Here is a 24,061-nt window from a genome sequence, read left to right on the forward strand (position 1 = left end):
CCAACGGCCACACCAACGGCCACGCGAACGGCCAGGCCGGCGGCGCGAACGGCCAGGCCGGCGGCGCGAACGGCCAGGCCGGCGGCGCGAACGGGCAGGCGGAGCCCCCCAAGAGGCGTTCCATGGCGGCGTTGCGCGAGCAGGGCGAGCGGCTGCGCGGCCGGATCGCGGCCGGCAGGCGGGAGTCCGTGGAGCGGCAGCACGCGCTCGGCAAGCGCACCGCGCGCGAGCGCATCGACGCGCTGCTGGACGAGGGGTCGTTCACCGAGATCGACATGTACCGCCGCCACCAGGCGAACGGTCTGCGCATGGGGGACAACCGCCCGCACACCGACGGCGTGGTCACCGGCTCCGGCACCATCGACGGCCGCCGGGTGTTCGTGTACGCGCAGGACTTCACCATCTTCGGCGGCTCCCTCGGCGAGGCGCACGCCGCCAAGATCCACAAGGTGATGGACCTGGCCGTCTCCACCGGCTCGCCGATCATCGGCCTCATCGACAGCGGCGGCGCCCGCATCCAGGAGGGTGTCGTCGCGCTCAGCGGGTACGGCGGCATCTTCCAGCGCATCGTGCAGGCGTCCGGCGTGATCCCGCAGATCAGCGTGGTGCTCGGCCCGTGCGCCGGCGGCGCCGCCTACACCGTGGGTCTCGCCGACTTCGCCTTCATGGTGCGCGACACCGCGCAGCTCTACCTGACCGGCCCGGACGTCATCGAGGCGGTGAGCGGGCAGCGCGTCACCCACGCCGAGCTCGGCGGCGCCGACGTGCACGGCCGCCGCTCGGGTGTGGCGGCGTTCGTGCACGACGACGAGGAGAGCTGCCTGCAGGACGTGCGCTACCTGGTCTCGCTGCTGCCGAGCAACAACCTGGACCCGCCGCCGTCCTGGCCCGCCGTGGGCGCCACCGAGGACGTGCGGCCCGCCCTCGCCGAGATCGTGCCGGTGGAGCCGAACAAGCCGTACGACATGCGGTCGGTGGTCGCCGAGCTGGTGGACGACGGCGAGTTCCTGGAGGTGCACGAGTACTGGGCCACCAACGTCGTCTGCGTGCTGGCCCGCATCGACGGCGAGGTGGTCGGCGTCGTCGGCAACCAGCCCATGGTGCTGGCCGGAGTGCTGGACGTGGACGCCTCGCAGAAGGCCGCCCGGTTCGTGCGGTTCTGCGATGCCTTCGGCATCCCGCTGGTCACGCTGATCGACGTGCCCGGTTTCCTGCCCGGCACCGACCAGGAGCACGAGGGCATCATCCGGCACGGCGCCAAGCTGCTGTACGCCTACTGCGAGGCCACCGTGCCGCGCGTGCACGTCATCGTGCGCAAGGCTTACGGCGGCGCGTACATCGTGATGGACTCGCGGTCCATCGGCACCGACCTGTCGCTGGCGTGGCCGACCAACGAGATCGCGGTGATGGGCGCCGAGGGCGCGGTCAACGTCATCTTCCGCAAGGAGCTGGCCGCGTCGGTGGACCCGGCGGGCCTGCGCGCGGAGCTCGTGGAGGAGTACGTCGAGCAGCTCGTGCACCCGCACTACGCCGCCGAGCGCGGCCTGGTGGACGACGTCATCGACCCGGTGCGCACCCGCGCGGCGGTCGCCCGTGGCCTCGCGATGTTGCGCAACAAACGCAAGCAGGCGCCGCAGCGCAAGCACGGCAACGTCCCGCTGTGAAGGACCGCGCGTCGTTCCGCGCAACGGCACGAAGGCCGTCGCGTCGCTGGTGGCCGGTGCTCTGACCGCTCAGGTGCACCGGGGTGACCGGGCGGCCGCGCACCGTCACCCGGGCCCGGCACTGCCAGGTCGCGGTGGCCAGGCCGGTGGCGACGTGGCCGGCGAGGTCGCCGCCGGGGTCCTCGCGTGGGGTGAACCGCGGGCCGTTCGGTGTCCGCAACCGCAGCCGGCCCACCCGGAACGTGCGCCGGACCTCGCGACGTCCCATCCGACCAGATACCAGCGGCCTCGGCTGTGCGCGAGCCGGTGCGGCTCGACCTCGCGGCGGCCGGCCGGCCCGTCGTGGCCGGCGTAGTCGAAGCGGAGCCGCTCGTGGTCGCGGGAGGCGCGCCATCGCGGTAAGCACGGCTACCGGACGGCATTGCCGGTGTGTTTCGGCGGCCCATTTCCGGCCCAAATCGCGGGGCGTAAACAGGGGTGTCCGGAATCGGACAGCGTTACGCCAGAAAAACATAGCAAAGCAGGAGAAGCGCCTCAGGCGCCTTATGCGTCACAATGAGCTTCATGCTCGGCACTCCGTCCCTTATCCAGGTCGGAGCGTTCGTCGCGCCCTGACGGCGCGCAGGGCCACCCGGTCAAGAATCCGCGGGATCGAGGTTTGCGCATGGCCACCGAAATCACGTCGCCTGCGAGCGGCACGCTGGCACCCGGCATCAACGGCCGATACCACAAAATCGCCCTTAACACCTTCATGTTCATCGTGCTGGCCCACTGGGCGGAACACGTCGCCCAGGCGGTCCAGATCTACGCCCTCGGCTGGAAGCTCCCGGACGCGCGGGGCGTCCTCGGCGTGCCGTTCCCGTGGCTCGTGACCTCCGAGTGGATGCACTACGGTTACGCGCTGATCATGCTGATCGGCCTCATCGCGCTGCGCAAGGGTTTCGTCGGCCGGTCCCGCACCTGGTGGACCATCTCCCTCGGCATCCAGGTGTGGCACCACTTCGAGCACCTGATCCTGCTCATCCAGAAGCTGTCCGGCGTCTACCTGGCCGGCAAGCCGGTGCCCACCAGCATCCTGCAGCTGATCATCCCGAGGGTCGAGCTGCACCTGTTCTACAATGCCGTGGTGTTCGCGCCGATGCTGGTCGCGGTGATTCTTCACCTGCGCCCGCGTCCGGAGGAGCGGGCCGAGATGCGCTGCACCTGCGCCACGCCCGTGGGCGCGGCGGCCTGATGACACCATGACCGACGAGGCACACGACTTCGCCTTGGACCGCGAGCGCCCCCGGCGCCCGCGGTCCCCGGCGTTCACCGCCGCCCTGGCGCTCGTCGCCGTCTTCCTGCTGTACCTCGCGGTGCCCAACATCGGCCCGACGGTGCGCGCGGCCAGGGCCGACGGCGTGCCGGGGGTGTTCACCGCCCGCGAGCTGTACTGCATCCAGCACCCCGGGCACGAGAGCTGCACGTGGAGCGGCGACTTCCGGGCCGACGACGGCAGCGTGCGGCGGGCCGACGTCGCCATGTACGGCGCGGACCGCGAGATGCTCCACCAGGGTCAGCGGACCCAGGCGTTCGACGTCGGCCGGACCAACCAGGTCTACGGCCCCGGCGGCTCCAGCGAATGGGTCTTCACGTTCTCGCTGCTGCTCATCGGCGTCGCGCTGCTGGCGTACCTGTTCGTCCTGCCGCCACTGAGGGCCCGCCGCGCCCGTTCCCGCGACGGCGGCGGGGGTGTGCCATCGGTGGCGTGACCCCCCGCATCATGATCGTGGGGGACTCCATCAGCCACGGCGCCGAGGGCGACCAGACCTGGCGCCACCGGCTGTCGGAGCACCTCGGCGAGCGCGACGTCGTCGTCCGTTTCGTCGGCCCGTGGACCGGCACCTGCGTGCTCCCGGAACCGGCCGCGGGGGAGCTCGCCCAGTTCGCATCCGGCGTGCACACGCGGCCAGGCCGCTACCCCCGGGGCGGCGGCTTCGGCGACGGCCTCCACTACGCCCGCTGGGGCCGCACGCTGAACGAGGCGAAGACCGGCATCGCCGGCGCCGTGGCGTCCTGCCGCCCCGACCACCTCATGGTCGCCCTCGGCTTCAACGACCTCGCCTGGGGCGTCTCCGGCCCCGCGGGCCTGCTGGCGGACCTGGAGACCTTCGTACGGCGCGCCAGGCAAGCCCGTCCCCGGCTACGCTTCCTCGTCGCCGACGTCGTGCGGCGCACCCCGCTGGCGGCCCACCCCCACCTCGGCGCCCTCATCACCGCCTACAACCGCGCACTGCCCGCGGCCTTCGCCGCGATGTCCACCCCGGACTCCCCGATCACCCCGGTATGCCTGTCCCGGCTGTACGACCCCTACAGCGACGCCTACGACGGCCTGCACCCCAACCCCATCGGCGAGCTCAAGATCGCCGGAGCCTTCGCCGAGGCCTTCCTCGCCACGCGGGACGAGGCCGGCGCGCGGGGGCGTCCCGCCGAGAACGCGGTGGCACGGCTTCAGCGGGCACGCTCGACCCGGGCTTCGTCCCAGACCGGTTCGCTGCTCTCGTAAACGGTTCCGTCGGCACCGAAGACGAGGTAACGGTCGAAGTCGGCGGCGAACCAGCGGTCATGGGTGACCGCCACCACGGTGCCGGCGAAGGACGCCAGGCCCTGCTGCAGGGCCTCGGCACTGGCGAGATCGAGATTGTCGGTCGGCTCGTCGAGCAGCAGCAGCGTCGCACCCGACAGTTCCAGCAGCAGGATCTGCAGCCGGGCCTGCTGCCCGCCGGACAGGGTCTCGAACGGCTGCTCGGCGGCCGGTGCGAGTTCGTAGCGGGCGAGCGCGGCCATGGCTTCGTTCAACGTGAGAGCATGCCTGGACGTCACCAGCTCGGCGGGGGTGCGGCGGTGCAGGTCGGGCCTGGCGTGGGTCTGCACGAAGTGGCCGGGCACGACCCGGGCGCCCAGCCGTACGGACCCGCTGTGGCGTACCGAGGGCACCGCGCCGTCCGCCGCTTCGGCGAGCACTCGCAGAAAGTGAGATTTGCCTGAGCCGTTGGAGCCAAGGACGCCCACGCGTTCGCCGTACCAGATCTCAGCGTCGAAGGGCCGCATCAGACCGGTGAGTTCCAGGGCTTCGCAGATGACGGCGCGTTTGCCGGTCCGTCCGCCGCGCAGCCGCATCCGGACGTTCTGCCGTCTGGGCGGGCGCTCGGGCGGGCCCGCCTCCTCGAACCGCGCCAGCCGCGTGCGGGCGGACCGGTAGGCGGAGGCGACGGCGTCGTTGTTGGCCGCTGTCTGCCGGAGGGTCTGCACCAGGCGCCTGAGCTTGGCGTGTTCCTCGTCCCAGCGGCGGCGCCGTTCCTCCAGCCGGTCGATGCGGTTCTGGCGGCCCTGAGCGTAGGTGGCGAAGCCCGCGCCGTGGACCCAGACGCCGCGCGACTCCACGGTCACGATGCGGTCGGTGGCGTCGGCCAGCAACTGCCGGTCGTGGGAGACCAGCAGCACGGTCTTGGATGTGGCGCGCAACTGATCTTCCAGCCACAGCTTGGCGGGCACGTCGAGGTAGTTGTCCGGCTCGTCCAGCAGCAGGAGCTGATCCGGCCCGCGCAACAGGGCTTCCAGGACGACGCGCTTCTGCTCGCCGCCCGACAGGGTGCTCACCGGCCGCTCCCGGACCGCGTCGTACGGCAGGCCCAGGGCCGCTGTCGCGCAGGTGTCCCACACGACCTCCATGTCGTAGCCGCCGGCGTCGGCGTAGTCGCTGATCGCTTGCGCATAGGCCAGTTGCGTGGTCTCGTCGTCGCGTTCCGCCAGCGCCGACTCCGCCCGCTCCAGGTCCGCGGCGGTGGCGCGGACCCGGTCGGGGGCCGTCGACAGGAGCAGATCATGCAAGGTCCGGTCGTCGCGGACGCTGCCGATGAACTGCCGCATCACCCCCAGCCCGCCCGAGCAGACCACCCGGCCGTCTGCCGGTCGCAGATCTCCTGCGATCAGTCGCAGCAGAGTGGTCTTGCCCGCGCCGTTCGGCCCCACCAGCCCGGCCTTGACGCCGTCGCCGATGCGGAACGACACCTCGTGAAGAAGGAGCCGCCCGTCCGGCAGCACGTAGGTGAGACGGTCGACCTCGACATGTCCCGCCACTGTGGTCCTCTTCCGCCGATCGAGATCTCGCACCAGTGGACCGCTGTTCGAGCACCGGATCGTTGATCCGGTCCACGAACACCATACTAGACTCGCCCGTGCGAGGACGAGGAGGACCGCATTGGGAACGAGGCAGTCAGGATCGGCGGGAGACGTGTGGCTGCGGCCGCCCGCGCGGCCGGCGCGTGAAGCGCCGCCGCTCAGCCGGGACCGGATCGTGGAGGAGGCCATAGCGCTCCTCGATGAGGAAGGCGCCGGCTGGCTGACCATGCGGCGGCTCGCGGAGCGCCTCGGCACCGGGTCCACAACGCTGTACTGGCACGTGAAAACCAAGGACGATGTCCTCGACCTCGCCCTCGACGCCATCTTCGCGGCGGTCGAGATCCCCCGCGTCGACAGCCAGGGCTGGCGTGCCGCCATCACCGCGCTGATCGGCGGATGGCATGCCGTCCTGCTGGAACATCCCTGGTCGGCGGCGCTTCTCGGCCGTCCGATGCTGGGCCCCAATGTGCTCGCCCGCAGCGAGTTCCTGTACGCCACCCTCCTGAAGGCCGGGGTCGCCGAGCCCCACCTGACCGCCGCCGCGTACAGCTTGTCCAACTACGTCATCGGTTCCGCGCTCATGCAGGCGACCTGGACGGCCGGGGATGAGCCGGCCACGCGAGCCGCCGCCGCTCGCGATCACTTCCGCGCCAACCACGACCGGTACCCCGTACTCGCCACCCATGGCCCCCTCGTCGTGGACAGCGACTGGGACACCAGCTTCGCCTTCGGCCTCACCTGGCTCCTCGACGGCATCGAAGCCATCTGCCGGGCGCCTTAGTCCGCGAGGCCCGTGAGGAGGGAGACCAGGCGGTCGGGGGCCGAGATCATGGGCCAGTGGCCGGTGTCGAGGCTGTGGAAGTGCCAGGTGGGGGAGTGGCGGAGGGCGGTGACGTCGGGGGCGACGCGGCCGTCGTAGTGGTCCTTCTCGCAGACGACGTAGGTGGCGTGTTGCCGGTCCAGGGGGCGGGTGAGCACGGCGGGCTCGGAGAGGGTGTGGCCGGGGTGGCCGACGAAGCGCTCCACCAGCCACGCGGCCTGGAGGGGGGAGAGGTCCTGGCCCTCGGCGACCACCGTGACGTCAGGCACGGGCCAGCGGCCGCCGTTCTCGGCGATGAGGCGCAGCTCGGCGGCGCGCTGACGCTCGGGGAAGGCGTGCAGCATCGACAGGCCGTCGTGCGGCAGGAACGCCTCCACGAACACTGTGTGCGCCACGCGGTCCGGGAGGCGGTCGGCGACCTGGCCCGCGACGATGCCGGCATAACTGTGCGCCACGACGACGACGTCGCGCAGGTCCTCCTTCTCCAGCACGGAGACCACGTCGTCCACGTGGGTGGCCAGGCCGACGCCGGACACGTCGGCGTCCGGGCCGGCCAGCCCCGACAGGGTGACCGCCCGTGCCTGATGACCGAGGGCACGCAGGCCCCGGGCCACCGGTTCCCAGCCCCAGGCGCCCATCCACGCGCCGGGGACCAGGATGTACTGTCTTTTCACGGCGGGTCCGCTTCCTCTCCTTAACAGGACTGCCCAGAACAATACGAAAGAACACCTGTTAACAGCGCCTTTAGCCATAAGCGTTAACCATGGCTTCAGTGCCACTCCGGCCGTGACTTTCGGTAACATTCAACAGTCGCTTACACACCAGGTCAACATGGATGTCACGCCGCGATGCCGACGGCGGTGAATGGCATGCGGGCGACGTCCCCGACCTCGGATTCCATGACGGGCACCGGCCCGTCGCCGGTGATGGTGGCGATCATTCCGGCGTACCCGGGCCCCGGGTCGAGGGGGCGCAGCCGCACCTGGTCCACCGGGATGTCGAGCGGCCATTCCAGCAGCGCGGGCGGCTGGTGCGGGTGGCTGACGTGCACGTGCCGGGGCGGCACGCGCAGGCCGTGCCCGGTGGCCTTCAGCACGGCCTCCTTGATCACCCACATGCGGGTGAAGGCGGCGTGCTGGTGCTGCTCGGGCAGCGAGCGCACGATGTCCTGCTCGGCCGGGGTGAGCGCCGAGCGGATCAGCTCGTTCACCGGGGCGTCCGGGACCTGCTCGACGTCCACGCCGATCGGCCCCGCGGTGCTCAGCGCCACCGCGATGCGGTCGCCCGAGTGGGACACCGAGGCGTGCAGCGGGCCGGCGGGGTGCACGATGTGCGGCTTGCCGTGCGGTTTGCCGCAGTCGGGGCACCGCCGGTCGATGTGCACCTGGTGCGGGGCGAGGTCCAGGTGCGCCGCCGCGGTCATGCGCAGCAGCAGGCAGGCGGTGAGGAAGCGCCGCCGGTCGGCGTCGCGGTGGAAGCGCAGGGCGCGCTCCAGCTCGGGCGGGCTGAGCACACCGGAGACGGTGTCCGCCGGCGGTTGCTGCGGCCTGGCCCACCAGACGCGGCTGTGCCCGTCCGGGACGAGGGCGGTGGTCACGGTGCCTCCCTTCCTGGCCCGCCGCGGTGCGCCGGGTGACGGCGCGCGGTGCGCGGCGGCCGGGGTGGAAATCGGCGCGGAGGAAATGCTCACGGGACGGTGGAATTCGACGGTGGACGCGGTGGATTCATGGGATTCGTGCATTTCGTAATCTCGCCGGCTCGTGGTTCTTTTCGAGTACGCAAGGTCCACTGTGCGCCGCACGGACCGCACGAGCCATGAGATGGGGAGGCAGCATGCTGCGCCGGGCTGTCAGCTTCCTGCCAGCCCGGTCACGAGAGAAAAAGGATCAGCCGGAGTCGGCGTCGAAATGAAGTTCCGAGGTGACCCGGTACCGGTCGCCGCGGTAGATGGAGCGCACGAATTCCACGATGCGCCCGGCCGCGTCCCGGGTGGTGCGTTCCACGCCGAGCGCGGGGAAGTGCTGCGGCACGTGCAGCAGCTCGGCCTCGGTCTCGTCGGTGACCGTGGCCTCCATGGTCTGGACGGCGCTGCGCACGTCCACGCCGAACCGCTCGCGCAGCAGCCGGTAGAACGACCCCGACTCCATGTCGGCCGGCACGAGGCCCTCCACCAGGGCGTGCGGGAGCTGGATGCGCTCGATGGCCATCGGCTCGTCGTCCACGATGCGCAGGCGCACGACGCGCAGCACGAGGTCGGCGGGGGAGAGCTGGAGGCGGGTGGCGAGCTGCGGGCCCGCGGTCGCCGGGCCGAACTCCAGCACCCGGCTCAGCCAGTGACCCTCGGCGGGCGGGGCGTAGAACGAGCCGCCCGGCGTGGCCGACAACGCCTGGGTGACCCGCTGCGGGCCGGTGAAGGTGCCGCGCCCGTGCTCGCGCACCAGCAGGCCGGACCGCACCAGGTCCTCGATCGCCGCGCGCAGCGTGGGCCGTGACACGCCCAGCTCCTTGCACAGGTCGCGCTCGGACGGGATGGCCTCGCCCGGCCGCTTGTCGGCGATGAAGTCGAGCAGGAAGTCGCGCACACGATCGCGCTTGAGCCCGGCCCGCATGTTCAGAGTCACACCGTGACCTTACCAGCGACTTACCACTGTGGCCGGGGGATGCCGGAGATTGCCGGAGGGAAGGGTCTTGACGGGCCAACTGGTAAGGACCACTCTAGCTGCATCCGGGGGATTTGCTTACCAATAACTGACCAGTGGGAGTCCCTGTGAGGTATCGCCTTCTCGCCGCGACGGGAGTACTGGCGCTCGCCGCCGGCCTGAGCGGATGCGGATCCTCCGAACCGTCCCCCGGCGCGTCCGGGTCCGCCGCCCCGGAGAAGCTCACCGTCTGGATCATGCGCGACAGCATGTCCGACGCGCTCCTCGGCCGCTTCGAGTCGGGGTTCGAGGCGTCGCACCCCGGCGTCGCCCTCGACATCCAGATCCAGGAGTGGGACGGCATCGGCCAGAAGGTCACCAGCGGCCTGGCCAGCAACGACGCCCCCGACGTCATCGAGGTCGGCAACACCCAGGTCGCCGAGTACGCCGCGAGCGGCGGGGTGAAGGACCTCAGCGACAAGGTCGCCGACCTCGGCGGCGCCGACTGGCTGCCCGGCCTCGCCGAGCCCGGCAAGATCGACGGCCGTCAGTACGGCATCCCGTGGTACGCCGCCAACCGCGTCGTGATCTACAACAAGGACCTGTTCGCCAAGGCCGGCGTCGGCGGGCCGCCGAAGACCCGCGAGGAGTGGCTGGACGTCACCGCCAAGCTCAACAAGGGCGGATACCAGGGCATCTACCTGGCCGGGCAGAACTGGTACACCCTCGCCGGGTTCATCTGGGACGAGGGCGGGGACCTCGCCGTCAAGGAGGGCGAGGCGTGGCGGGGCACGCTCGACACCCCGCAGGCCCTCGCCGGCATGGACTTCTACACGCGGCTCCAGGCCCTCGGCAAGGGCCCCAAGGACTCCGACGAGGCCCGCCCGCCGCAGGCCGACGTGTTCGCCAAGGGCGACGTCGCGCAGCTCATCTCCACGCCCGGCGGCGCCGTCGCCATCGAGAAGGCCAACCCCGGCCTCGCCGGCAAGCTGGGCTTCTTCCCCATCCCCGGCAAGACGGCCGGCGAGCCCGGCGCGGTGTTCACCGGCGGCTCCGACCTGATCATCCCCGAGGCGTCCAAGCACCACGACAGCGCGTACGAGGTGGTCAAGGCCCTGGCCGGCGAGCAGTTCCAGCTCGACATGGCCAAGGAGATGAGCTACGTCCCGAACCGCGTCTCGCTGGGCGGCGTCCTGGACGGCGACGAGGGCACCGCGGCGATGGCCGCAGGCGCCGCCAACGGCCACGCCACCCCGAACTCCGCCAACTGGGCCGCGGTCGAGGCCAGGAACGTCATCAAGGAGTACATGACCAAGGCCCTCACCGGCGCGGACGCCGCCGCCGAGGCCCGCGCGGCGTCGCAGGTCATCACCTCCATCCTCAACACCAAGTCCTGACGCCCCGCCTTGGAGGAGAGCCGTGACCGTATCGCCTCCGGTGCCGGGCCCCCGGCGTGGCCCGGGCGCGCCGGCGTCACCGCCGGCCGGGGAGAGGACCGCACCGGCGAGGGACGGCCGGGGTGCGGCCGGGGGGCCCGCCGTCCCCGCCCCGGGCAGGGGACGGGGACGGCGGGGCGGGGCCTGGTGGCCGTACCTGCTGATCGCACCGACGGTGGCGGGGGCGTTGTTCCTGCTGGTGTACCCGGTGGCGCGCAGCGTGGTCATCTCGCTCCAGCACTTCAGGACGGGCGAGCTGATCCGGGGCGGCGCGGCGTTCGTCGGGCTGGAGAACTACCGCGAGCTGCTCGGGGACGCGGAGTTCTGGGAGGTGGTGCGGCGGACGGCCGTCTGGACGGCGGTCAACGTGGTGCTGATCATGGTGATCTCCACGCTGGTGGCGCTCATGGCGGCCCGCCTCGGACGGCGCACGCGGCTCGCCGTGCTCGGCGGGCTGGTGCTCACCTGGGCGACGCCCGTGCTGGCGGCCACCACGATCTTCCAGTGGCTGTTCCAGTCCCGGCTCGGGGTGGTCAACTGGCTGCTGGTGCGGCTCGGTCTCGACGGCTTCACGGACTACCCGTGGTTCGCCGACGGCACCTCGACGTTCGCCATCCTGGTCATGCTGGTCGTCTGGCAGTCGGTGCCGTTCGCCGCGCTCACCCTGTACGCGGGGCTCACCACGATCCCGGCCGAGCTGGAGGAGTCCGCGAGGATCGACGGCGCCGGCGGCCGTCAGGTGTTCACCGCCGTCACCTTCCCCATCCTGCGCCCCCTGTTCGGCCTGATCACCTCGCTGGAGGTGATCTGGGTGTTCAAGTGCTTCGCCCAGATCTGGGCCGTCAGCAAGGGCGGCCCGGACGGCGCCACCACCACCCTGCCCGTGTACGCGTTCCAGGTCGCCCAGTCCCTGCACAAGTACGACCTCGGCGCCGCCGTCTCCACCCTCACGGTGCTGATCCTCGTCGTCGCCCTGCTCGCCCACCTGCGCCGCGTCCACCGCCACGAGGGCGAGGAAGGAGAGGCCCGATGACCTCCGCACGACGACCCGGCGCGCTCGCGCGGCCCGTCCGCCGCGGCGCCCTGTACCTGGCGGCGCTCGGGGTGCTGGCCGTCTCGGTGTTCCCCGTCTACTGGATGGCGGTGACCGCGTTCACCCCCACCGCCGGCATCCAGTCGGAGACACCGAGCTTCTGGCCGGCCCACCCCACCCTTCAGCACTTCGCGACCGCAGTGAACGCCGACGGGTTCTGGCAGTTCTGGCGCAACAGCCTGCTCGTCACCGTGTCCGCGGTGCTGCTCTCGCTGGTGGTCGCGCTGCTCGCCGCGTTCGCGGTGGCGCGGCTGCGCTGGCGGGGGCGGCGGGCGTTCGTGCTGATGGTGTTCATCGCGCAGATGGCGCCCTGGGAGGCGCTGCTGATCTCGATGTTCGTCATCGCCAGGGACACCGGCATGCTCGACAAGCTCTCCATGCTGAGCCTGCTGTACTTCATGGCCACGCTGCCGTTCACCATCGTGACCCTGCGCGGCTTCCTCGCGGCGATCCCGCCGGAGCTCGAGGAGGCCGCGATGACGGACGGCGCCGGCCGCCCCGCCGCGTTCCGCCGGGTGGTGCTGCCGCTGCTCGCCCCCGGGCTGATGTCCACCTCGCTGTTCGGCTTCATCACCGCGTGGAACGAGTTCGCCTTCGCCAACGCGCTGATCATCAAGAACCAGGACGACCGCACGCTGCCGGTGTGGTTGTCGTCGTTCTCCAACATCTTCGGCACCGACTGGGGGGCCACCATGGCGGCGGCCACCCTGTTCATGCTGCCCGTGCTGCTGATCTTCCTCGTCCTGCAGCGCCGGGTCGCCACCGGCATGATCACCGGCGCCGTCAAAGGCTGACCCCACCCGTCCTCGTCGAGCCCAGCGCACCGCCCCGGGCCCGTCCCGGCGTGCGCGGAAAGGGAGAACCAACGTGATCATTCCGCGGCCACGCGAACTGGCCGTCCTCGGGGGCACCGTCGCGTTCCACCCGGATCTGGTGCGGTACGCCGCACGCGATCCCGGACTCGGAGAGGAGGGATACCGCCTCGACGTCGGCCCCGCGGGCATCGAGCTCACCGCGGGCGGCCGTGCCGGGTGCTTCTACGGGCTGCGGACCCTGGCGCAGTTCGGCGCCGCCGTGCCGTACGGCACCGTCGAGGACCGGCCCCGGTTCGGCTGGCGCGGCGTGATGCTGGACGTCGCACGGCACTTCATGCCGAAGACGTTCGTGTTGCGCCTCATCGACCTGCTGGCCGAGCACAAGCTCAACGTCCTGCACCTGCACCTCACCGACGACCAGGGCTGGCGCCTCTCGATCGAGCGCTACCCGCGGCTGACCGAGGTCGGCGCGCGGCGCGGCGGCCCGCAGGCGTTCTACACCCGCGACGACGTCCGCGAGATCGTGGCCTACGCGGCCGAGCGGTTCGTCACCGTGGTCCCGGAGATCGAGATGCCGGGGCACGCCCAGGCCGCCATCGCCGCCTACCCCGAGCTCGGCAACGAGCCGTCCCGCCGGCTGGAGGTCTGGTCGCGGTGGGGCATCAGCGAGCACGTGCTCAACCTGGAGGAGCCGACCGTACGGTTCTGCCAGGACGTGCTCGACGAGGTGGCCGAGCTGTTCCCGAGCACCTACATCCACGTCGGCGGCGACGAGTGCCCGCCCGCCGAGTGGGAGGCCAGCCCCCGGGCACGCCGCAGGCTCGCCGAGCTCGGGCTGTCCGGGCCGTCGGAGGCGTGCGGCTGGTTCATCGGCCGCATGGCCGAGCACCTCGAAGGGCTCGGCCGCAAGCTGGTCTGCTGGGACGAGCCGGACCGCGCCCCGACGCCCGGCACCACCGTCATGGTGTGGCGGGACGAGGAGGCCCTGCCGGACCGCACCGACATCATCCTCGCCCCCTACACCCGCACCTACCTCGACTACTACCCCTCCGACGCGCCCGGCCAGCCCCGCGCGCAGCCCGGGGTGGTCTCGCTGGCCGACGCCTACGGCTTCCGCCCCGACCCCGGGGTGCGCGGCGTGCAGTGCCAGTTGTGGACCGAGTACATGCCGACGCCCGAGCGGGTGGAGTACATGGCCTTCCCCCGCCTCTGCGCGTTCGCCGAGGTCGCCTGGGGCACCCCCGGCGACTACCCCGACTTCCTCCGGCGGCTCGACCCGCACCTGGCCCGCCTGACCGCCCAGGGCGTGCACGTCGGCCCGCTCGTCCCCTAGCAGCCGCCCGCGGCTCCCCGCCGCGCGGCGCACCACGAAAGGAACGACAGTGCGCAGGAAACTGTTGATCGGCGGGCTGGTGTCCGCCCTGCTCGCGGCCCTGGCCGCCGTGATCGCCGCCGGGCCGGCCGGCGCCGCGGTCTCGCTGCGGCTCCAGTACAAGACCAGCGCCACCGGGGCCACCGCCGACCAGGTGGAGCCGTGGTTCAACCTGATCAGCACCGGCACGACGGCGGCGCCGCTGTCCGGCATCAAGATCCGCTACTACTTCAAGGCCGACTCCTCCACCCAGCAGTACCGCTTCGCGTGCTCCTGGGCGGTGGTGTCCTGCTCCACGGTGACCGGCACGTTCGGCACCATCACGCCGGGCACGGCCACCGCCGACCGGTACCTGGAGGTGGGCTTCACCTCCGGCACGCTCGCCGCCGGGGCGCAGACCGGCGACATGCAGCTCCGTTTCCACCGGGCGGACTGGCAGCGGATCACGCAGAGCGACGACTACTCGTTCGGCGCGGCCCGCACCACGTACGCGGACTGGACCAAGGTGACCGTCCACCAGAACGGCACCCTGCTGTGGGGCACCGCGCCCACCGGCGGCGGCCCCACGGTCACGCCGACGGTCACGCCCACCGGCGGCGGCAACGCGGGCGTGGTGTTCGACGACTTCACCTACACGAGCGCCGACGACCCGAACATCGCCTCGCACCGGTGGACGGTCCGCACCAACTCCGGCGGTCCCGGCGTGCCCGGGGCGAGCTGGCCGAAGAACAACGTCAGCTTCCCCTCCATCGCCACCGGCAACCAGGCGCTCCAGTTGCGCGCCGTCAGCGACGGCACGTCCGGCGGCACGCAGCAGGCCGAGTTCCTGCACCAGCGCAAGTTCCTCGAAGGCACCTACGCCGCCCGGGTGAAGTTCTCCGACGCGCCCGTCAGCGGCCCCGACGGCGACCACATCGTGCAGACGTTCTTCACCATCACGCCGCTGGCCGCCGACCTCGACCCCGGCTACAGCGAGCAGGACTTCGAGTATCTGCCGAACGGCGGCTGGGGTGAGCCGTCCGCCATCATGTACGCCACGTCCTGGGAGACCTACCGCAACGACCCGTGGCTGGCGGTCAACGTGCACAACGAGGTGCGGGCCGGCTACGACGGCTGGCACGACCTGGTGCTGCAGGTGTCGGGCGGCACCATCAGGTACTACATCGACGGCGCGCTGTTCGCCGAGCACGGCGGGGACTACTACCCGGAGACCGTGCAGTCGGTGAACTTCAACCTGTGGTTCATCAGCGGCGGCCTGGTGGGCAGCTCCACGCAGCGGGCCTACCACCAGCAGGTCGACTGGTTCTACCACGCCAAGAACGAGGTGGTGTCCCCGGCTCAGGTGCTGAGCCGCGTCAACGCCTACCGCGCCTCCTCGACCCGCTGGGTGGACACCGTCCCGGCGCCCTGACCCCTTCCCCGCCCCCCCTTTCCGGTCGAGCCGATCCCCTTCCGGAAGAGGCCACGGCCCGCACGGCGACCGCCGCGCGGGCCGCGGGCGGGTGCCCGGTATCGTCCGTAGAACGGAGGGGAACAACAGCGTGGCGCGGCCCGGCGGGGCCGGCCACAGGAGAGGGGGACCGATGCGGCAGCTCAGCGCGCTCGACGCGCAGTTCCTCCACTTCGAGACCGAGACCAACGTCGCCAACGTCGCCGGGTTGTCCATCCTGGACGGGCCGCTCGGCCGCGAGGAGCTCGTCGCGCTGGTGGAGGAGCGGGCCCACCTGGTGGAGCCGCTGCGCCGGCGGCTGGTCAACGTCCCGTTCGGGCTCGACCACCCCTACTGGGCCGAGGACGACGACATCGACCTCGACTACCACGTGCGCGAGCTGGCCCTGCCCGCCCCGGGCAACGACACGCAGCTCGGCGAGCAGGTGGCCCGGCTGCACGCCCGCAGGCTGGACCGGCGGCGCCCGCTGTGGGAGATGTACCTGATCCACGGCCTTGAGGGCGGCCGCACCGCCCTCTACACCAAGATCCACCACGCGGCCATCGACGGCATGTACGGCGCGGGGGCGCTCGCCGCGCTGATGGACCTCTCGCCGGCACCCGAGCCGCTCGCCGTCGGGCAGAGCCGCGCCCCGCACCCCGACCGGGCCCCCGAGACGGCCGAGATGCTGCTGCGCACCGCGGGGCGGCTCCTCGCCAACCCCGCCCACCTGCTGCGCTTCCTCGCCGAGGCGATGCCCCGGCTGGACGAGATCCCCGTCGTCTCGCTGCTGCCCGGCGCCGGGCCGGTGTCGCGGGCCACGCGGTGGCTGACCCGCAAGCTCGGCGGGGGAGTGGAGGTGCCCGAGCTGCCGCGGCTGACGGTGCCGCGCACGCCGTTCAACGCGCCGGTGTCCGCGCACCGCCGCTTCGCGTTCGTCGAGTTGTCCCTGGACGACGTCAAGCAGGTCAAGAAGGCGTTCGGGGTGACCGTCAACGACGTGGTGATGACGCTGGCGGCCACCGCGGTGCGGCGCTGGCTCGTCGACCACGACGCGCTGCCCGCCGAGCCGCTGGTGGCGGGGGTGCCGTTCTCCCTGCGCACCGCCGGGGGCGGGGACGCGCCCGGCAACCAGGTCACCCTCATGATCACGCCGCTGGACACCCGGACCGAGGACCCGGCCGAGCGGCTGCGCGCCGTGCACGAGTCGATGAGCCTGATCAAGGAGCGCTTCGCCCTCGCCCCGGCGCGCTGGCTGCGTCACCTGAGCGAGAGCATGCCCGCCGCGCTGACCGGCCTCGCCGACCGCGCGGCGTTCGGCCTGGTGGCCCAGACGTCCCCGCCGATCAACCTCATGGTGTCCAACGTGCCGGGGCCGCAGATCCCGCTGTACGTGTGCGGGCGGCGGCTGCTGGCCCAGTACCCGGTGTCGGTCGTCACCGACGCCAGCGGCGGCCTCAACATCACCGCGTTCTCCTACGACGGGCGCATCGCGATCGGCATCGTCTCGTGCCGCCTGCTCGTGCCCGACGTGTGGACCTTCACCGACTACTTCCGCGAGGCGCTGGACGAGCTGAGGACACTGCCGGCGCCCGGGTGACCGGCGTCAGCGGGCCTGGCCGCGGAGGATCTTGAGCCACAGGCGCTCCGCCAGGTGGTAGCGCATGCGGACCGTCTCGCGGGGCGGGGCGCCCGAGCCGTCGGAGCAGCGGATGTGGGCGCGCCCTCCGCCGACCACGAGGTAGTACACCCGCGTGCGGCAGGCGCAGGTCCAGCGCAGCACCCGGGGACGGCTCTCCACGTTCATCGGCGGGTGCCAGACGATCTCCTCGCAGTCCTCGCGCGGGCGCGGGACGTGCGGGCCGTGGTCGGCGTGGCCCGAGGTGGAGGTCAGCGCCGTCGCCCCGCGGTCGGCGAGGTCATCGGTGTCCGGCTCCGGATAGCTCGTTGCCATCCTCACCCCTTTAGTGGCTACGTCAATCGGTTGACATATACGACAATGGCGAGACGATAAGGTGCGTGTCAACCTGTTGACACGAGCTGGGACCCCCGGCAGATGGGACGGCACGCACTTGCCTGGTCACGCCTACGAGCATGTGGCCGCCGAACTGCGCGGCGCCATCCTCGGCGGCGAACTGCTCCCGGGCACCCGCCTGCCCCGCCACGCGGACCTCGCACAGCGGTACGGCGTCTCCGAGATCGTCATCCGCCAGGCCATCGACGAGCTGAAGAACGCCGGCCTCGTGGACACCCGCGGCCGCGGCGGCACCTGGGTCCGCGAACGCCCCGTGGTGCGCCGCGTCTCCTCCAGGCGCTACCAGGCCGACCTCGCCCCGCAGACCGAGCCGCGCACGTCCTTCACCGACGACCAGGGCATCGCGTGGTCGCAGTACCGCCTGGACCGCGCGTACCGCTGGATCGAGGCTGACGACCACCTGGCCGCGCTGTTCGGGGTGCGTCCCGGCACCCGTGTGCTGGAACGCCGCTTCGTCTTCTACGCCGCCGGCGTCCCGTGCCAGATGTCGCGCCCCTTCCTGCTGGCCTCCGACGTGGAGGGCACCCCCGTGGCCGACCCCGGCAACGAGCCCTGGCCCGGCGGCACCATCAACCAGCTCCGCAGCCTGGGCATCGAGGTGGACGACATCACCGAGTCCGTCGGCACCCGGATGCCCACCCCCGAGGAGACCGCCACGCTCCAGCTCCGCCCCGGCGTCCCGGTCTTCGCCATCACCCGCCTGATGTACTCCGCCGGCCGCGTGGTGGAGGTGGCCGACCCCATCGTCATCCCGGGCGACCGCACCATCCTCGATTACCACGTCCCCCTCCATCCCCCCACCGCCTGACCTCACACCCTCCCGGCCCTCGCCGACTTCCTCACTCCCGGCGCCTCGCCGGGACAACGGGCACCATCCCTGCGAACGGGGTGAAGACGTGCACATCCCGGGCGGGCCGGATGAGAGCGGGGAACGTGGGAAGTCCTCGTTACGAGGCGCCGGCCGTCGCGAGGCCGGGTGAGGAGGCGGAGGTGATCGGATGAGGGCCGGGGGACCGGGGCGGCCGGTGCTGGTGGTGCTGCGCGGGCTCGGGCTCGGGGATCTGCTCACGGTGGTGCCGACGCTGCGGGGGTTGCGGCGGACCCACCCCGGGCATCGGGTCGTGCTCGCCGCGCCGGCCGCGCTGGCCGGCCTGCTGCCGCTGATCGGTGCGGTGGACGACCTGATCGACGTGTCGGGCACCGGCCCGGTCCCGTGTCGCGAACCGGACATCGCGGTCAACCTGCACGGTGCCGGTCCGCAGAGCACCTCGGCCCTCCTGCGGACCGGCCCCGGACGGCTGCTCACCCACGCCCATCCGCTGCTGCCCGGCGTCCCGGGCCCGCCGTGGGACCCCGGTGCGCACGAGGTGACCCGCTGGTGCGCCCTGCTCGCCTGGCACGGCATCCCGGCCGACCCCGCCGACCTGTTCCTGCCCGTCCCTCCCTCCTCCGCCGCGGGCCACGTCGTCGTCCACCCGGGTGCGGCGTACCCCTCCCGCCGCTGGCCGCCGGAACGGTTCGCTGAGGTCATAGCAGCCCTGACCCGTTCCGGCCATCGCGTGCTGATCACCGGTGGCCCCGCCGAACGCTCTCTTGCGGACAAGGTGGCCGCCCTGGCGCACGCCGCGGGTGCGCCGCCGCAAGCCGGGGCCGCAGCGGTACGGCCGGACGGCGTGCCCGTGCCGGGGGTGCAGGTCGTCGCAGGGGACACGGACGTGGCCGGGCTCGCCGGGCTGGTCGGGGCGGCGCGGCTGGTGATCTGCGGGGACACCGGTGTGGCGCACCTCGCCACAGCGCTCGGCACCCCCTCGGTCGTGCTCTTCGGCCCGGTCTCCCCCGCGCTGTGGGGCCCGCCCGCCGGCGCCCGTCACATCGCCCTGTGGGCCGGCCGCTCCGGCGACCCGCACGGCGACGCCCCCGATCAGGGGCTGCTGCGGATCGGTGTGAGCGACGTCGTCAACGCGGCCCTCGGCCTGCTGGCACGGGGAGAGGCGAACAGGCCGGCGGGCGAGCGCGTCACGATGACACCGTGCGAGGACGGGCCGCTGCTGGTGCGCGGTGCGTTCACCATCGAGACGCAGGACGGGCGGACCATCGACCCCGGCCGGTCCACGGTGGCGCTGTGCCGGTGCGGGCGCTCGGGCGTCAAGCCGTTCTGCGACGGCTCGCACAAGGCCACGGGGTTCCGGGCGCCGGGCGGGCCCGCCGAAGACGCCTGACCGGGTGGGCCGCCACCCGCAGCCGTCGCCCGTGGTACGGCACCCCGCCGCGCAGCCGGGCCGCCAGCGCCACCCAGGAGCACACGGCCCGTTCCAGCACCCAGACCGGCGCGAACAGCGAGCAGGTGGCGGGGAACACCCGCCGTCCCCCGTCCCGGCGGCGGCCGGCCTCCGCCAGCCCGGCCGTCGCCGCGGCGGCGAGGAGGATCGCCGCGACGGCCCGCCCCCGCCGCGGGCGGGCCGCCGCGGCGGCGAGGACGGGCAGCACGGCGAGGAAGAGCGCCATGCGCGCGGGCTGCGCCAGGTCGTCGTACGCCTGGCGCACGCGCTGGGACCAGAAGCGCCGCACGCCGGGCGGCAGGCGGCGGACGTACAGGTCGCCCGCCCGGCACTCCCGCCCGCCGTGCGCGCGGACCGTGCGGATCAGCTCCAGGTTCTCGAACAGCACGTCGCCGTCGTAACCGCCCATGCGCTCGAAGAACGACCTGCGTATCCCGAAGGTCCCGGGATAGTCCGCCCCGCAGGCCCTGTTCAGCAGCGTGCGGGCGGTGTCCCAGCGCGCGTGCCAGGGCATCGGGTCGAAGTGGTTCTGCGGCCGGACCAGATCGGCGCCCTCCAGCAGCGCGCGCAGGCGCGAGAGCCCCGCCGGGTCGTACCGCACGTCGTCGTCCGCGACGACGACGTACTCGGACCGGGCCCGGCGCAGCCCCGTGCGCACCCCGGCCACCTTGCCGTTCCCGCACCGCAGATCGGGGTCCGGACGCAGGTGGCGCACGAAACCACCCCAGAGCCGGGCGTGCCGGGCGAACACCGCGGGCGGTGACCCGTCCACCACGACGACGTCCACCCGCCGGCTCAGCCCGCGCAGGTAGGCGGTCAGCTCCGGCAGGCCGTCGCCGTCCCGCGCCCATCGCAGCGGCAGCACGTAGTCCACGCCGGTCAGCGCCCCGCCGGCACCGCGTGCGGCTCCCGCAGCGACGAGGCGCCCGAACGCCACCGGTCCATGACGTGCTCGGCGAACAGCCGGTCCAGCGTCAGGGCGCACGCCGCGCCGTAGAGCACCTCCCCGCCGGCCCCGGGGTCGCCCGCCGCGAACCGCCCGCACATGTCCCACACCGCGATCTGCTCGTGCACGGCGTCGGCCTGCACGTGCTCGTCGTAGTAGCGCCGGGCCGCCGCGCTCCCGCCGAGCAGCCTGCCGCGGTGGCGCCGGTGCAGCCCGAACATCGACATCGCGTTGTCCACCGCCAGCGTCACCGCCGGGACCCGGTCGGCGTAAGCGCCGTAGGCGTCGTCGAGGCCGAGGGCGCGCATGGTGCCGCGGAACAGCTCCGAGTGCATGCGCCCGGCCCGGCCGCCGCCGTACTCGTCCGCCTGGATCTCCACCAGCGCGGCCTTGACGGGCCCCCGCAGCCGCGGGATCGCCCACGTGTGCGGGTCGGCCTCCTTCAGATGGTAGAGCGACCGGTGCACGACGAACTCCCGGAACCGGTCGAGGCAGGCGTCCTTGTGCAGGTAGTCCGCCAGGGGCCACGGGCCGCCGCCGGGGACCATCTCGACGAGCAGCCGCGGCACGTCCCGCGCCGGCGCGGCGGGCGGCCGGGGGACGGCCGCGGCGAGGGCCCGCTCGAAACGGTCCTCCAGCCGTTCCCGCACCGCCAGCACCGAACGGTTCCACTCCCATCGCTCGTCGACCTCGTCGAACCCCTGGTAGTGCATCTCGTAGCAGGCGAACAGCGCCACCTGGACGTCCTCGTCGGCCACGCGCGGCTCGGCGGACGGTCCGGTGAGCGGCGGCGGGAGGCCGAAGGCGTGGGGCGGCCGGGCGAGCTCTCCGAACAGCCGTTCGCTGATCGGGCCTCTGGGTACGGGCAGCCGCATGGTGTCCCCCCGAGAACGCGACGCTCTCAGGCTAGGCCGCCGTCGCGAAGCGGGGGAACCGGGCGGTGGTAAAGCCCCGCACCTCGTTGCGGCAAAGCCCGTCCCGCGTCAGCCGCCGTGCGGAGCGGGGGTACACGGGCCGCCGGTGGGTAGGTGCGGCCCATGGCGGCACAGCGTGGCGGGCGGGTGCGGGTCCCGGTGATGTACCACCACTGGGCGGACATCACGTTCATCCACTGGCGGTACCCCGTCGACCTGATCCAGGGGATGCTGCCGGACGGGCTCACCGTGGACGCGTTCGACGGCTCGGCCTGGGTGGGCCTGACCCCCTTCCTCATGCGCGACGTCCGCGCCCCCGGGATCCCGGCGCTGCCCTGGTTGTCGCGTTTCCCCGAGACCAACGTCCGCACCTACGCCAGGGACGCGAAGGGCCGGACCGGCCTGTGGTTCCTGTCGCTGGACGCCGCCCTCCTGCCCGCCGTGCTGGCCGCCCGCGCGGCGTACCGGCTGCCCTACCACTGGGCCGCCATGTCCGTGACGGGCACCGCCACCCGGCGCGTCTACCGTTCCCGCCGTCACCGTTCCGGCGCCGCGGCCGCCCACTGCCACGCCGAGGTCGAACTCGGCGCCCCGCTGACCGCCCCCGGAGAGCTGGCCGAGTTCCTGACCGAGCGGTACCGCCTGTTCACCGTGATCGCCGGCAGGCTCGCCCACGCGGAGGTCGAGCATCCCTCCTGGCCCCTGCACCAGGCCCGTCTTCTCCGCCTGGACCAGACCCTCGTCCAGGCGGCGTCCCTGCCGGCCCCCGGCGGCGCGCCGCTCGTCCACGCATCCAGGGGCGTGCACGTCCAGGTGGGGCCGTGGTCCTTCCAGTGAGCCCGGACGGCCGCTCCTCTATCCGCCCAGATGGGCGCGGGCCTCGTCGATCGACCGCATGACGCCGGCGGCCTTCGCGTCCGTGGCGAGGCCGGCGGCCTCGTCCAGCAGCGCCGCGGCGTCGGCGGGGCGGTCGCCGGCGGAGGCGATGTAGGCGAGGCCGACGAGGTTGGCGGCGACACCGGGAAGGAAGCCAAAGCCCCGGCGCAGGCGCGACGACTCCTCAAGGTGGGCCCGCGCCGTGTCGAGGCGCCCGGCCGAATGCGCGGCGATGCCGAGATGGCGCAGGGCGTACGACATGGTGAGCTCGTCCCCGGCCTCGGTGGCGAGCACGAGGGACCGTTCGAGCAGCGGCACGGCGGCCCCGTCGTCCCTTCGCACCACCTGGTGGTACATGGCCGTCCAGAACAGGGCCTCACCCTCGCCCCGCACGTCCCCGAGCACGCGGTACAACTCGGCCGCCCGCTCGAACAGCGTCCGCTCACGCGGATCCTCGGGCCCGCCCGCCATGAAGCGCCCGTGCGCCACCCGTCCCCGCGCCAGCGCCAGATCGGCCTCCACGGCGTCGAGTACACGGTCGGCTTCCGTCAGCGCGCCGGGATCGCCGTCGAAGACGGCGCGTTCGTACAGGATCCTGGCGCGTTCGACCCGTTCGCTCATGGTGCTCCGTTCGCCGGCGGGATGGAGGGGAGAAGGGCCATGCGGGCGGCGCCGACGAGGCCGGCGTCGCGGCCGAGGGTGGCGGGGTCGACGCGGAGGCGGCGGACGTAGGGCAGGTGGGTGTGCTCCGCCACGGCGCGGCGCAGGGGGGCGAACAGGGTGTCGCCCGCGGCGGCGACGCCGCCGCCGACCACCACCTGGTCGAGGTCGCAGATCGCGGCGACCGAGACGATGCCCCGGGCCAGGGCGTCCATGCCGCGGGCGAACGCGGCGAGGGCCACCGGGTCCCCGGTGGACGCGGCGGCGGACAGCCCGCGGGCGTCCGCGCCGGACCAGCCGTTCTCGCGGGCCCAGCGGACCATCGACGGGCCGCTCGCGACGGTCTCCACGCAGCCTGTGGCGCCGCAGGGGCACAGGGCGCCGCCGGGGTCCACCACGATGTGGCCGATGTGGCCGGCGTTGCCGGTCGGGCCGGTGAAGGGGAGGCCGCCCAGGACGAGGCCGCCCCCGATGCCGGTGGAGACCACGATGCCGAGCATGCCGTCGCGGCCCTGACCGGCTCCCCGCCAGTGCTCGCCCGCGGCGGCGGCCACGGCGTCGCCCACCAGCCGTCTCGGCACGCCGGGCACCACCTCGGCCACCCGGGCGAGGATCGGGTAGTCACGCCACGCCGGGATGTTGACCGGGCTCACGGTCCCGGCCACCGGGTCCAGCGGCCCGGCCGACGCGACGGACACCGCCGCGGGCGGCGCGTCCCCGGCCACCTCGTGCAGCAGCCCCGCCAGCGCGTCGCCCACCACGGAGGCCGCCCCCGGCGGCGCGGCCGGGGTGGGCACCTCCTTGCGCCGCACCACCGTGCCGTCTTCGGCGACCAGCGCCGCGGCGAGTTTCGTGCCGCCGATGTCGGCGGCGAGGACGTGCGGGCTCATGGTTCTCTCTCACTGGACGGCGGGCGGGCGGG

Annotated in this window: 23 protein-coding genes and 1 pseudogene; 14 read left to right on the forward strand and 10 right to left on the reverse strand. The window is 72.8% G+C overall.

Annotation, left to right across the window (positions count from 1 at the left end):
- Positions 1-122: 122 nt before the first annotated feature.
- Complete coding sequence (locus tag ABGB17_RS32105; protein ID WP_347636918.1) at positions 123-1,664, forward strand: acyl-CoA carboxylase subunit beta; 1,542 nt, start codon at positions 123-125, stop codon at positions 1,662-1,664.
- Positions 1,665-1,812: 148 nt separating this feature from the next.
- Here ABGB17_RS32105 and ABGB17_RS32110 read toward each other — a convergent pair.
- Positions 1,813-2,051, reverse strand: a pseudogene (locus ABGB17_RS32110) (WYL domain-containing protein); the annotation flags it as partial.
- Between the two features lie 277 nt (positions 2,052-2,328).
- Here ABGB17_RS32110 and ABGB17_RS32115 point away from each other — a divergent pair.
- The 3 genes from ABGB17_RS32115 to ABGB17_RS32125 are packed head-to-tail and all read left to right on the forward strand — an operon-like array spanning position 2,329 to position 4,209.
- Positions 2,329-2,898 carry a hypothetical protein gene (locus ABGB17_RS32115; protein ID WP_347636837.1) on the forward strand — a complete coding sequence of 190 codons (570 nt, stop codon included), beginning with the start codon at positions 2,329-2,331 and terminating at the stop codon, positions 2,896-2,898.
- Between the two features lie 7 nt (positions 2,899-2,905).
- Positions 2,906-3,415 carry a hypothetical protein gene (locus ABGB17_RS32120; RefSeq protein ID WP_347636839.1) on the forward strand — a complete coding sequence of 170 codons (510 nt, stop codon included), beginning with the start codon at positions 2,906-2,908 and terminating at the stop codon, positions 3,413-3,415.
- The gene (locus ABGB17_RS32125) at positions 3,412-4,209 is read left to right on the forward strand and encodes an SGNH/GDSL hydrolase family protein (protein WP_347636841.1); all 798 of its coding nucleotides are present in this window, start codon (positions 3,412-3,414) and stop codon (positions 4,207-4,209) included. The genes ABGB17_RS32120 and ABGB17_RS32125 overlap by 4 nt, the downstream gene beginning before the upstream one ends.
- On the opposite strand, the gene ABGB17_RS32130 is transcribed toward ABGB17_RS32125, so the two are convergent.
- On the reverse strand, positions 4,155-5,783 hold the full coding sequence (locus ABGB17_RS32130) for an ATP-binding cassette domain-containing protein (protein WP_347636843.1): 1,629 nt from the start codon (positions 5,781-5,783) through the stop codon (positions 4,155-4,157). The genes ABGB17_RS32125 and ABGB17_RS32130 overlap by 55 nt on opposite strands.
- A 217-nt stretch (positions 5,784-6,000) precedes the next feature.
- Between ABGB17_RS32130 and ABGB17_RS32135 the strand changes: the two genes are divergently transcribed.
- A complete protein-coding gene (locus ABGB17_RS32135; RefSeq protein WP_347636844.1) occupies positions 6,001-6,606 on the forward strand; it encodes a TetR/AcrR family transcriptional regulator in 606 nt (201 codons plus the stop codon).
- Here ABGB17_RS32135 and ABGB17_RS32140 read toward each other — a convergent pair.
- From ABGB17_RS32140 to ABGB17_RS32150, 3 genes are all read right to left on the reverse strand, one after another.
- Entirely contained in the window at positions 6,603-7,319 is a 717-nt protein-coding gene (locus ABGB17_RS32140; protein ID WP_347636846.1) for an alpha/beta hydrolase, read from the reverse strand. The two genes, ABGB17_RS32135 and ABGB17_RS32140, sit on opposite strands and share 4 nt — an antisense overlap.
- 164 nt (positions 7,320-7,483) lie before the next feature.
- On the reverse strand, positions 7,484-8,242 hold the full coding sequence (locus ABGB17_RS32145; RefSeq protein ID WP_347636848.1) for a 4'-phosphopantetheinyl transferase superfamily protein: 759 nt from the start codon (positions 8,240-8,242) through the stop codon (positions 7,484-7,486).
- Positions 8,243-8,531: 289 nt separating this feature from the next.
- The gene (locus ABGB17_RS32150) at positions 8,532-9,266 is read right to left on the reverse strand and encodes a GntR family transcriptional regulator (RefSeq protein ID WP_347636850.1); all 735 of its coding nucleotides are present in this window, start codon (positions 9,264-9,266) and stop codon (positions 8,532-8,534) included.
- A 146-nt stretch (positions 9,267-9,412) separates the two neighbouring features.
- Here ABGB17_RS32150 and ABGB17_RS32155 point away from each other — a divergent pair, with 146 nt between their 5' ends.
- The 6 genes from ABGB17_RS32155 (at position 9,413) to ABGB17_RS32180 (ending at position 17,029) form a co-directional block, all read left to right on the forward strand.
- Positions 9,413-10,681 carry an extracellular solute-binding protein gene (locus ABGB17_RS32155; RefSeq protein WP_347636851.1) on the forward strand — a complete coding sequence of 423 codons (1,269 nt, stop codon included), beginning with the start codon at positions 9,413-9,415 and terminating at the stop codon, positions 10,679-10,681.
- Between the two features lie 22 nt (positions 10,682-10,703).
- Complete coding sequence (locus ABGB17_RS32160; protein ID WP_347636853.1) at positions 10,704-11,753, forward strand: sugar ABC transporter permease; 1,050 nt, start codon at positions 10,704-10,706, stop codon at positions 11,751-11,753.
- Entirely contained in the window at positions 11,750-12,607 is an 858-nt protein-coding gene (locus tag ABGB17_RS32165; RefSeq protein WP_347636855.1) for a carbohydrate ABC transporter permease, read from the forward strand. Before ABGB17_RS32160 ends, ABGB17_RS32165 begins: the two co-directional genes overlap by 4 nt.
- 73 nt (positions 12,608-12,680) lie before the next feature.
- Positions 12,681-13,961, forward strand: coding sequence for a beta-N-acetylhexosaminidase (locus ABGB17_RS32170; protein ID WP_347636857.1), 1,281 nt, complete (start codon positions 12,681-12,683; stop codon positions 13,959-13,961).
- Positions 13,962-14,010: 49 nt separating this feature from the next.
- Positions 14,011-15,411: a cellulose binding domain-containing protein gene (locus ABGB17_RS32175; RefSeq protein ID WP_347636859.1), complete on the forward strand. Its 1,401-nt coding sequence runs from the start codon at positions 14,011-14,013 to the stop codon at positions 15,409-15,411.
- A 172-nt stretch (positions 15,412-15,583) separates the two neighbouring features.
- Positions 15,584-17,029, forward strand: a complete 1,446-nt coding sequence (locus tag ABGB17_RS32180; protein WP_347636861.1) for a wax ester/triacylglycerol synthase family O-acyltransferase — start codon at positions 15,584-15,586, stop codon at positions 17,027-17,029.
- Between the two features lie 6 nt (positions 17,030-17,035).
- Here the strand turns inward: ABGB17_RS32180 and ABGB17_RS32185 are convergent, their stop codons facing one another.
- A complete protein-coding gene (locus ABGB17_RS32185; RefSeq protein WP_347636863.1) occupies positions 17,036-17,383 on the reverse strand; it encodes a hypothetical protein in 348 nt (115 codons plus the stop codon).
- Positions 17,384-17,459: 76 nt separating this feature from the next.
- Here ABGB17_RS32185 and ABGB17_RS32190 point away from each other — a divergent pair, with 76 nt between their 5' ends.
- Both ABGB17_RS32190 and ABGB17_RS32195 read left to right on the forward strand, forming a co-directional pair.
- Entirely contained in the window at positions 17,460-18,272 is an 813-nt protein-coding gene (locus tag ABGB17_RS32190) for a GntR family transcriptional regulator (protein ID WP_347636865.1), read from the forward strand.
- A gap of 190 nt (positions 18,273-18,462) precedes the next feature.
- Positions 18,463-19,683 (forward strand): glycosyltransferase family 9 protein, encoded by a 1,221-nt coding sequence (locus tag ABGB17_RS32195; RefSeq protein WP_347636867.1) that lies wholly within the window; start codon positions 18,463-18,465, stop codon positions 19,681-19,683.
- Here the strand turns inward: ABGB17_RS32195 and ABGB17_RS32200 are convergent.
- Together ABGB17_RS32200 and ABGB17_RS32205 are read right to left on the reverse strand one after the other, a co-directional pair.
- Positions 19,610-20,680: a glycosyltransferase family 2 protein gene (locus tag ABGB17_RS32200; protein ID WP_347636869.1), complete on the reverse strand. Its 1,071-nt coding sequence runs from the start codon at positions 20,678-20,680 to the stop codon at positions 19,610-19,612. The genes ABGB17_RS32195 and ABGB17_RS32200 overlap by 74 nt on opposite strands.
- Positions 20,623-21,564 (reverse strand): iron-containing redox enzyme family protein, encoded by a 942-nt coding sequence (locus ABGB17_RS32205; protein WP_347636871.1) that lies wholly within the window; start codon positions 21,562-21,564, stop codon positions 20,623-20,625. The genes ABGB17_RS32200 and ABGB17_RS32205 overlap by 58 nt, the downstream gene beginning before the upstream one ends.
- A 162-nt stretch (positions 21,565-21,726) precedes the next feature.
- On the opposite strand from ABGB17_RS32205, the gene ABGB17_RS32210 reads away from it, so the two are divergent.
- A complete protein-coding gene (locus ABGB17_RS32210) occupies positions 21,727-22,440 on the forward strand; it encodes a DUF2071 domain-containing protein (RefSeq protein WP_347636873.1) in 714 nt (237 codons plus the stop codon).
- A gap of 18 nt (positions 22,441-22,458) precedes the next feature.
- Here the strand turns inward: ABGB17_RS32210 and ABGB17_RS32215 are convergent, their stop codons facing one another.
- Together ABGB17_RS32215 and ABGB17_RS32220 are read right to left on the reverse strand one after the other, a co-directional pair.
- Positions 22,459-23,100 carry a hypothetical protein gene (locus ABGB17_RS32215; RefSeq protein WP_347636875.1) on the reverse strand — a complete coding sequence of 214 codons (642 nt, stop codon included), beginning with the start codon at positions 23,098-23,100 and terminating at the stop codon, positions 22,459-22,461.
- Complete coding sequence (locus ABGB17_RS32220; protein ID WP_347636877.1) at positions 23,097-24,029, reverse strand: ROK family protein; 933 nt, start codon at positions 24,027-24,029, stop codon at positions 23,097-23,099. Before ABGB17_RS32220 ends, ABGB17_RS32215 begins: the two co-directional genes overlap by 4 nt.
- Positions 24,030-24,061: the final 32 nt, after the last annotated feature.

Source organism: Sphaerisporangium sp. B11E5 (assembly GCF_039871875.1).
In the GTDB taxonomy this organism is placed as follows: Bacteria; Actinomycetota; Actinomycetes; order Streptosporangiales; family Streptosporangiaceae; genus Sphaerisporangium.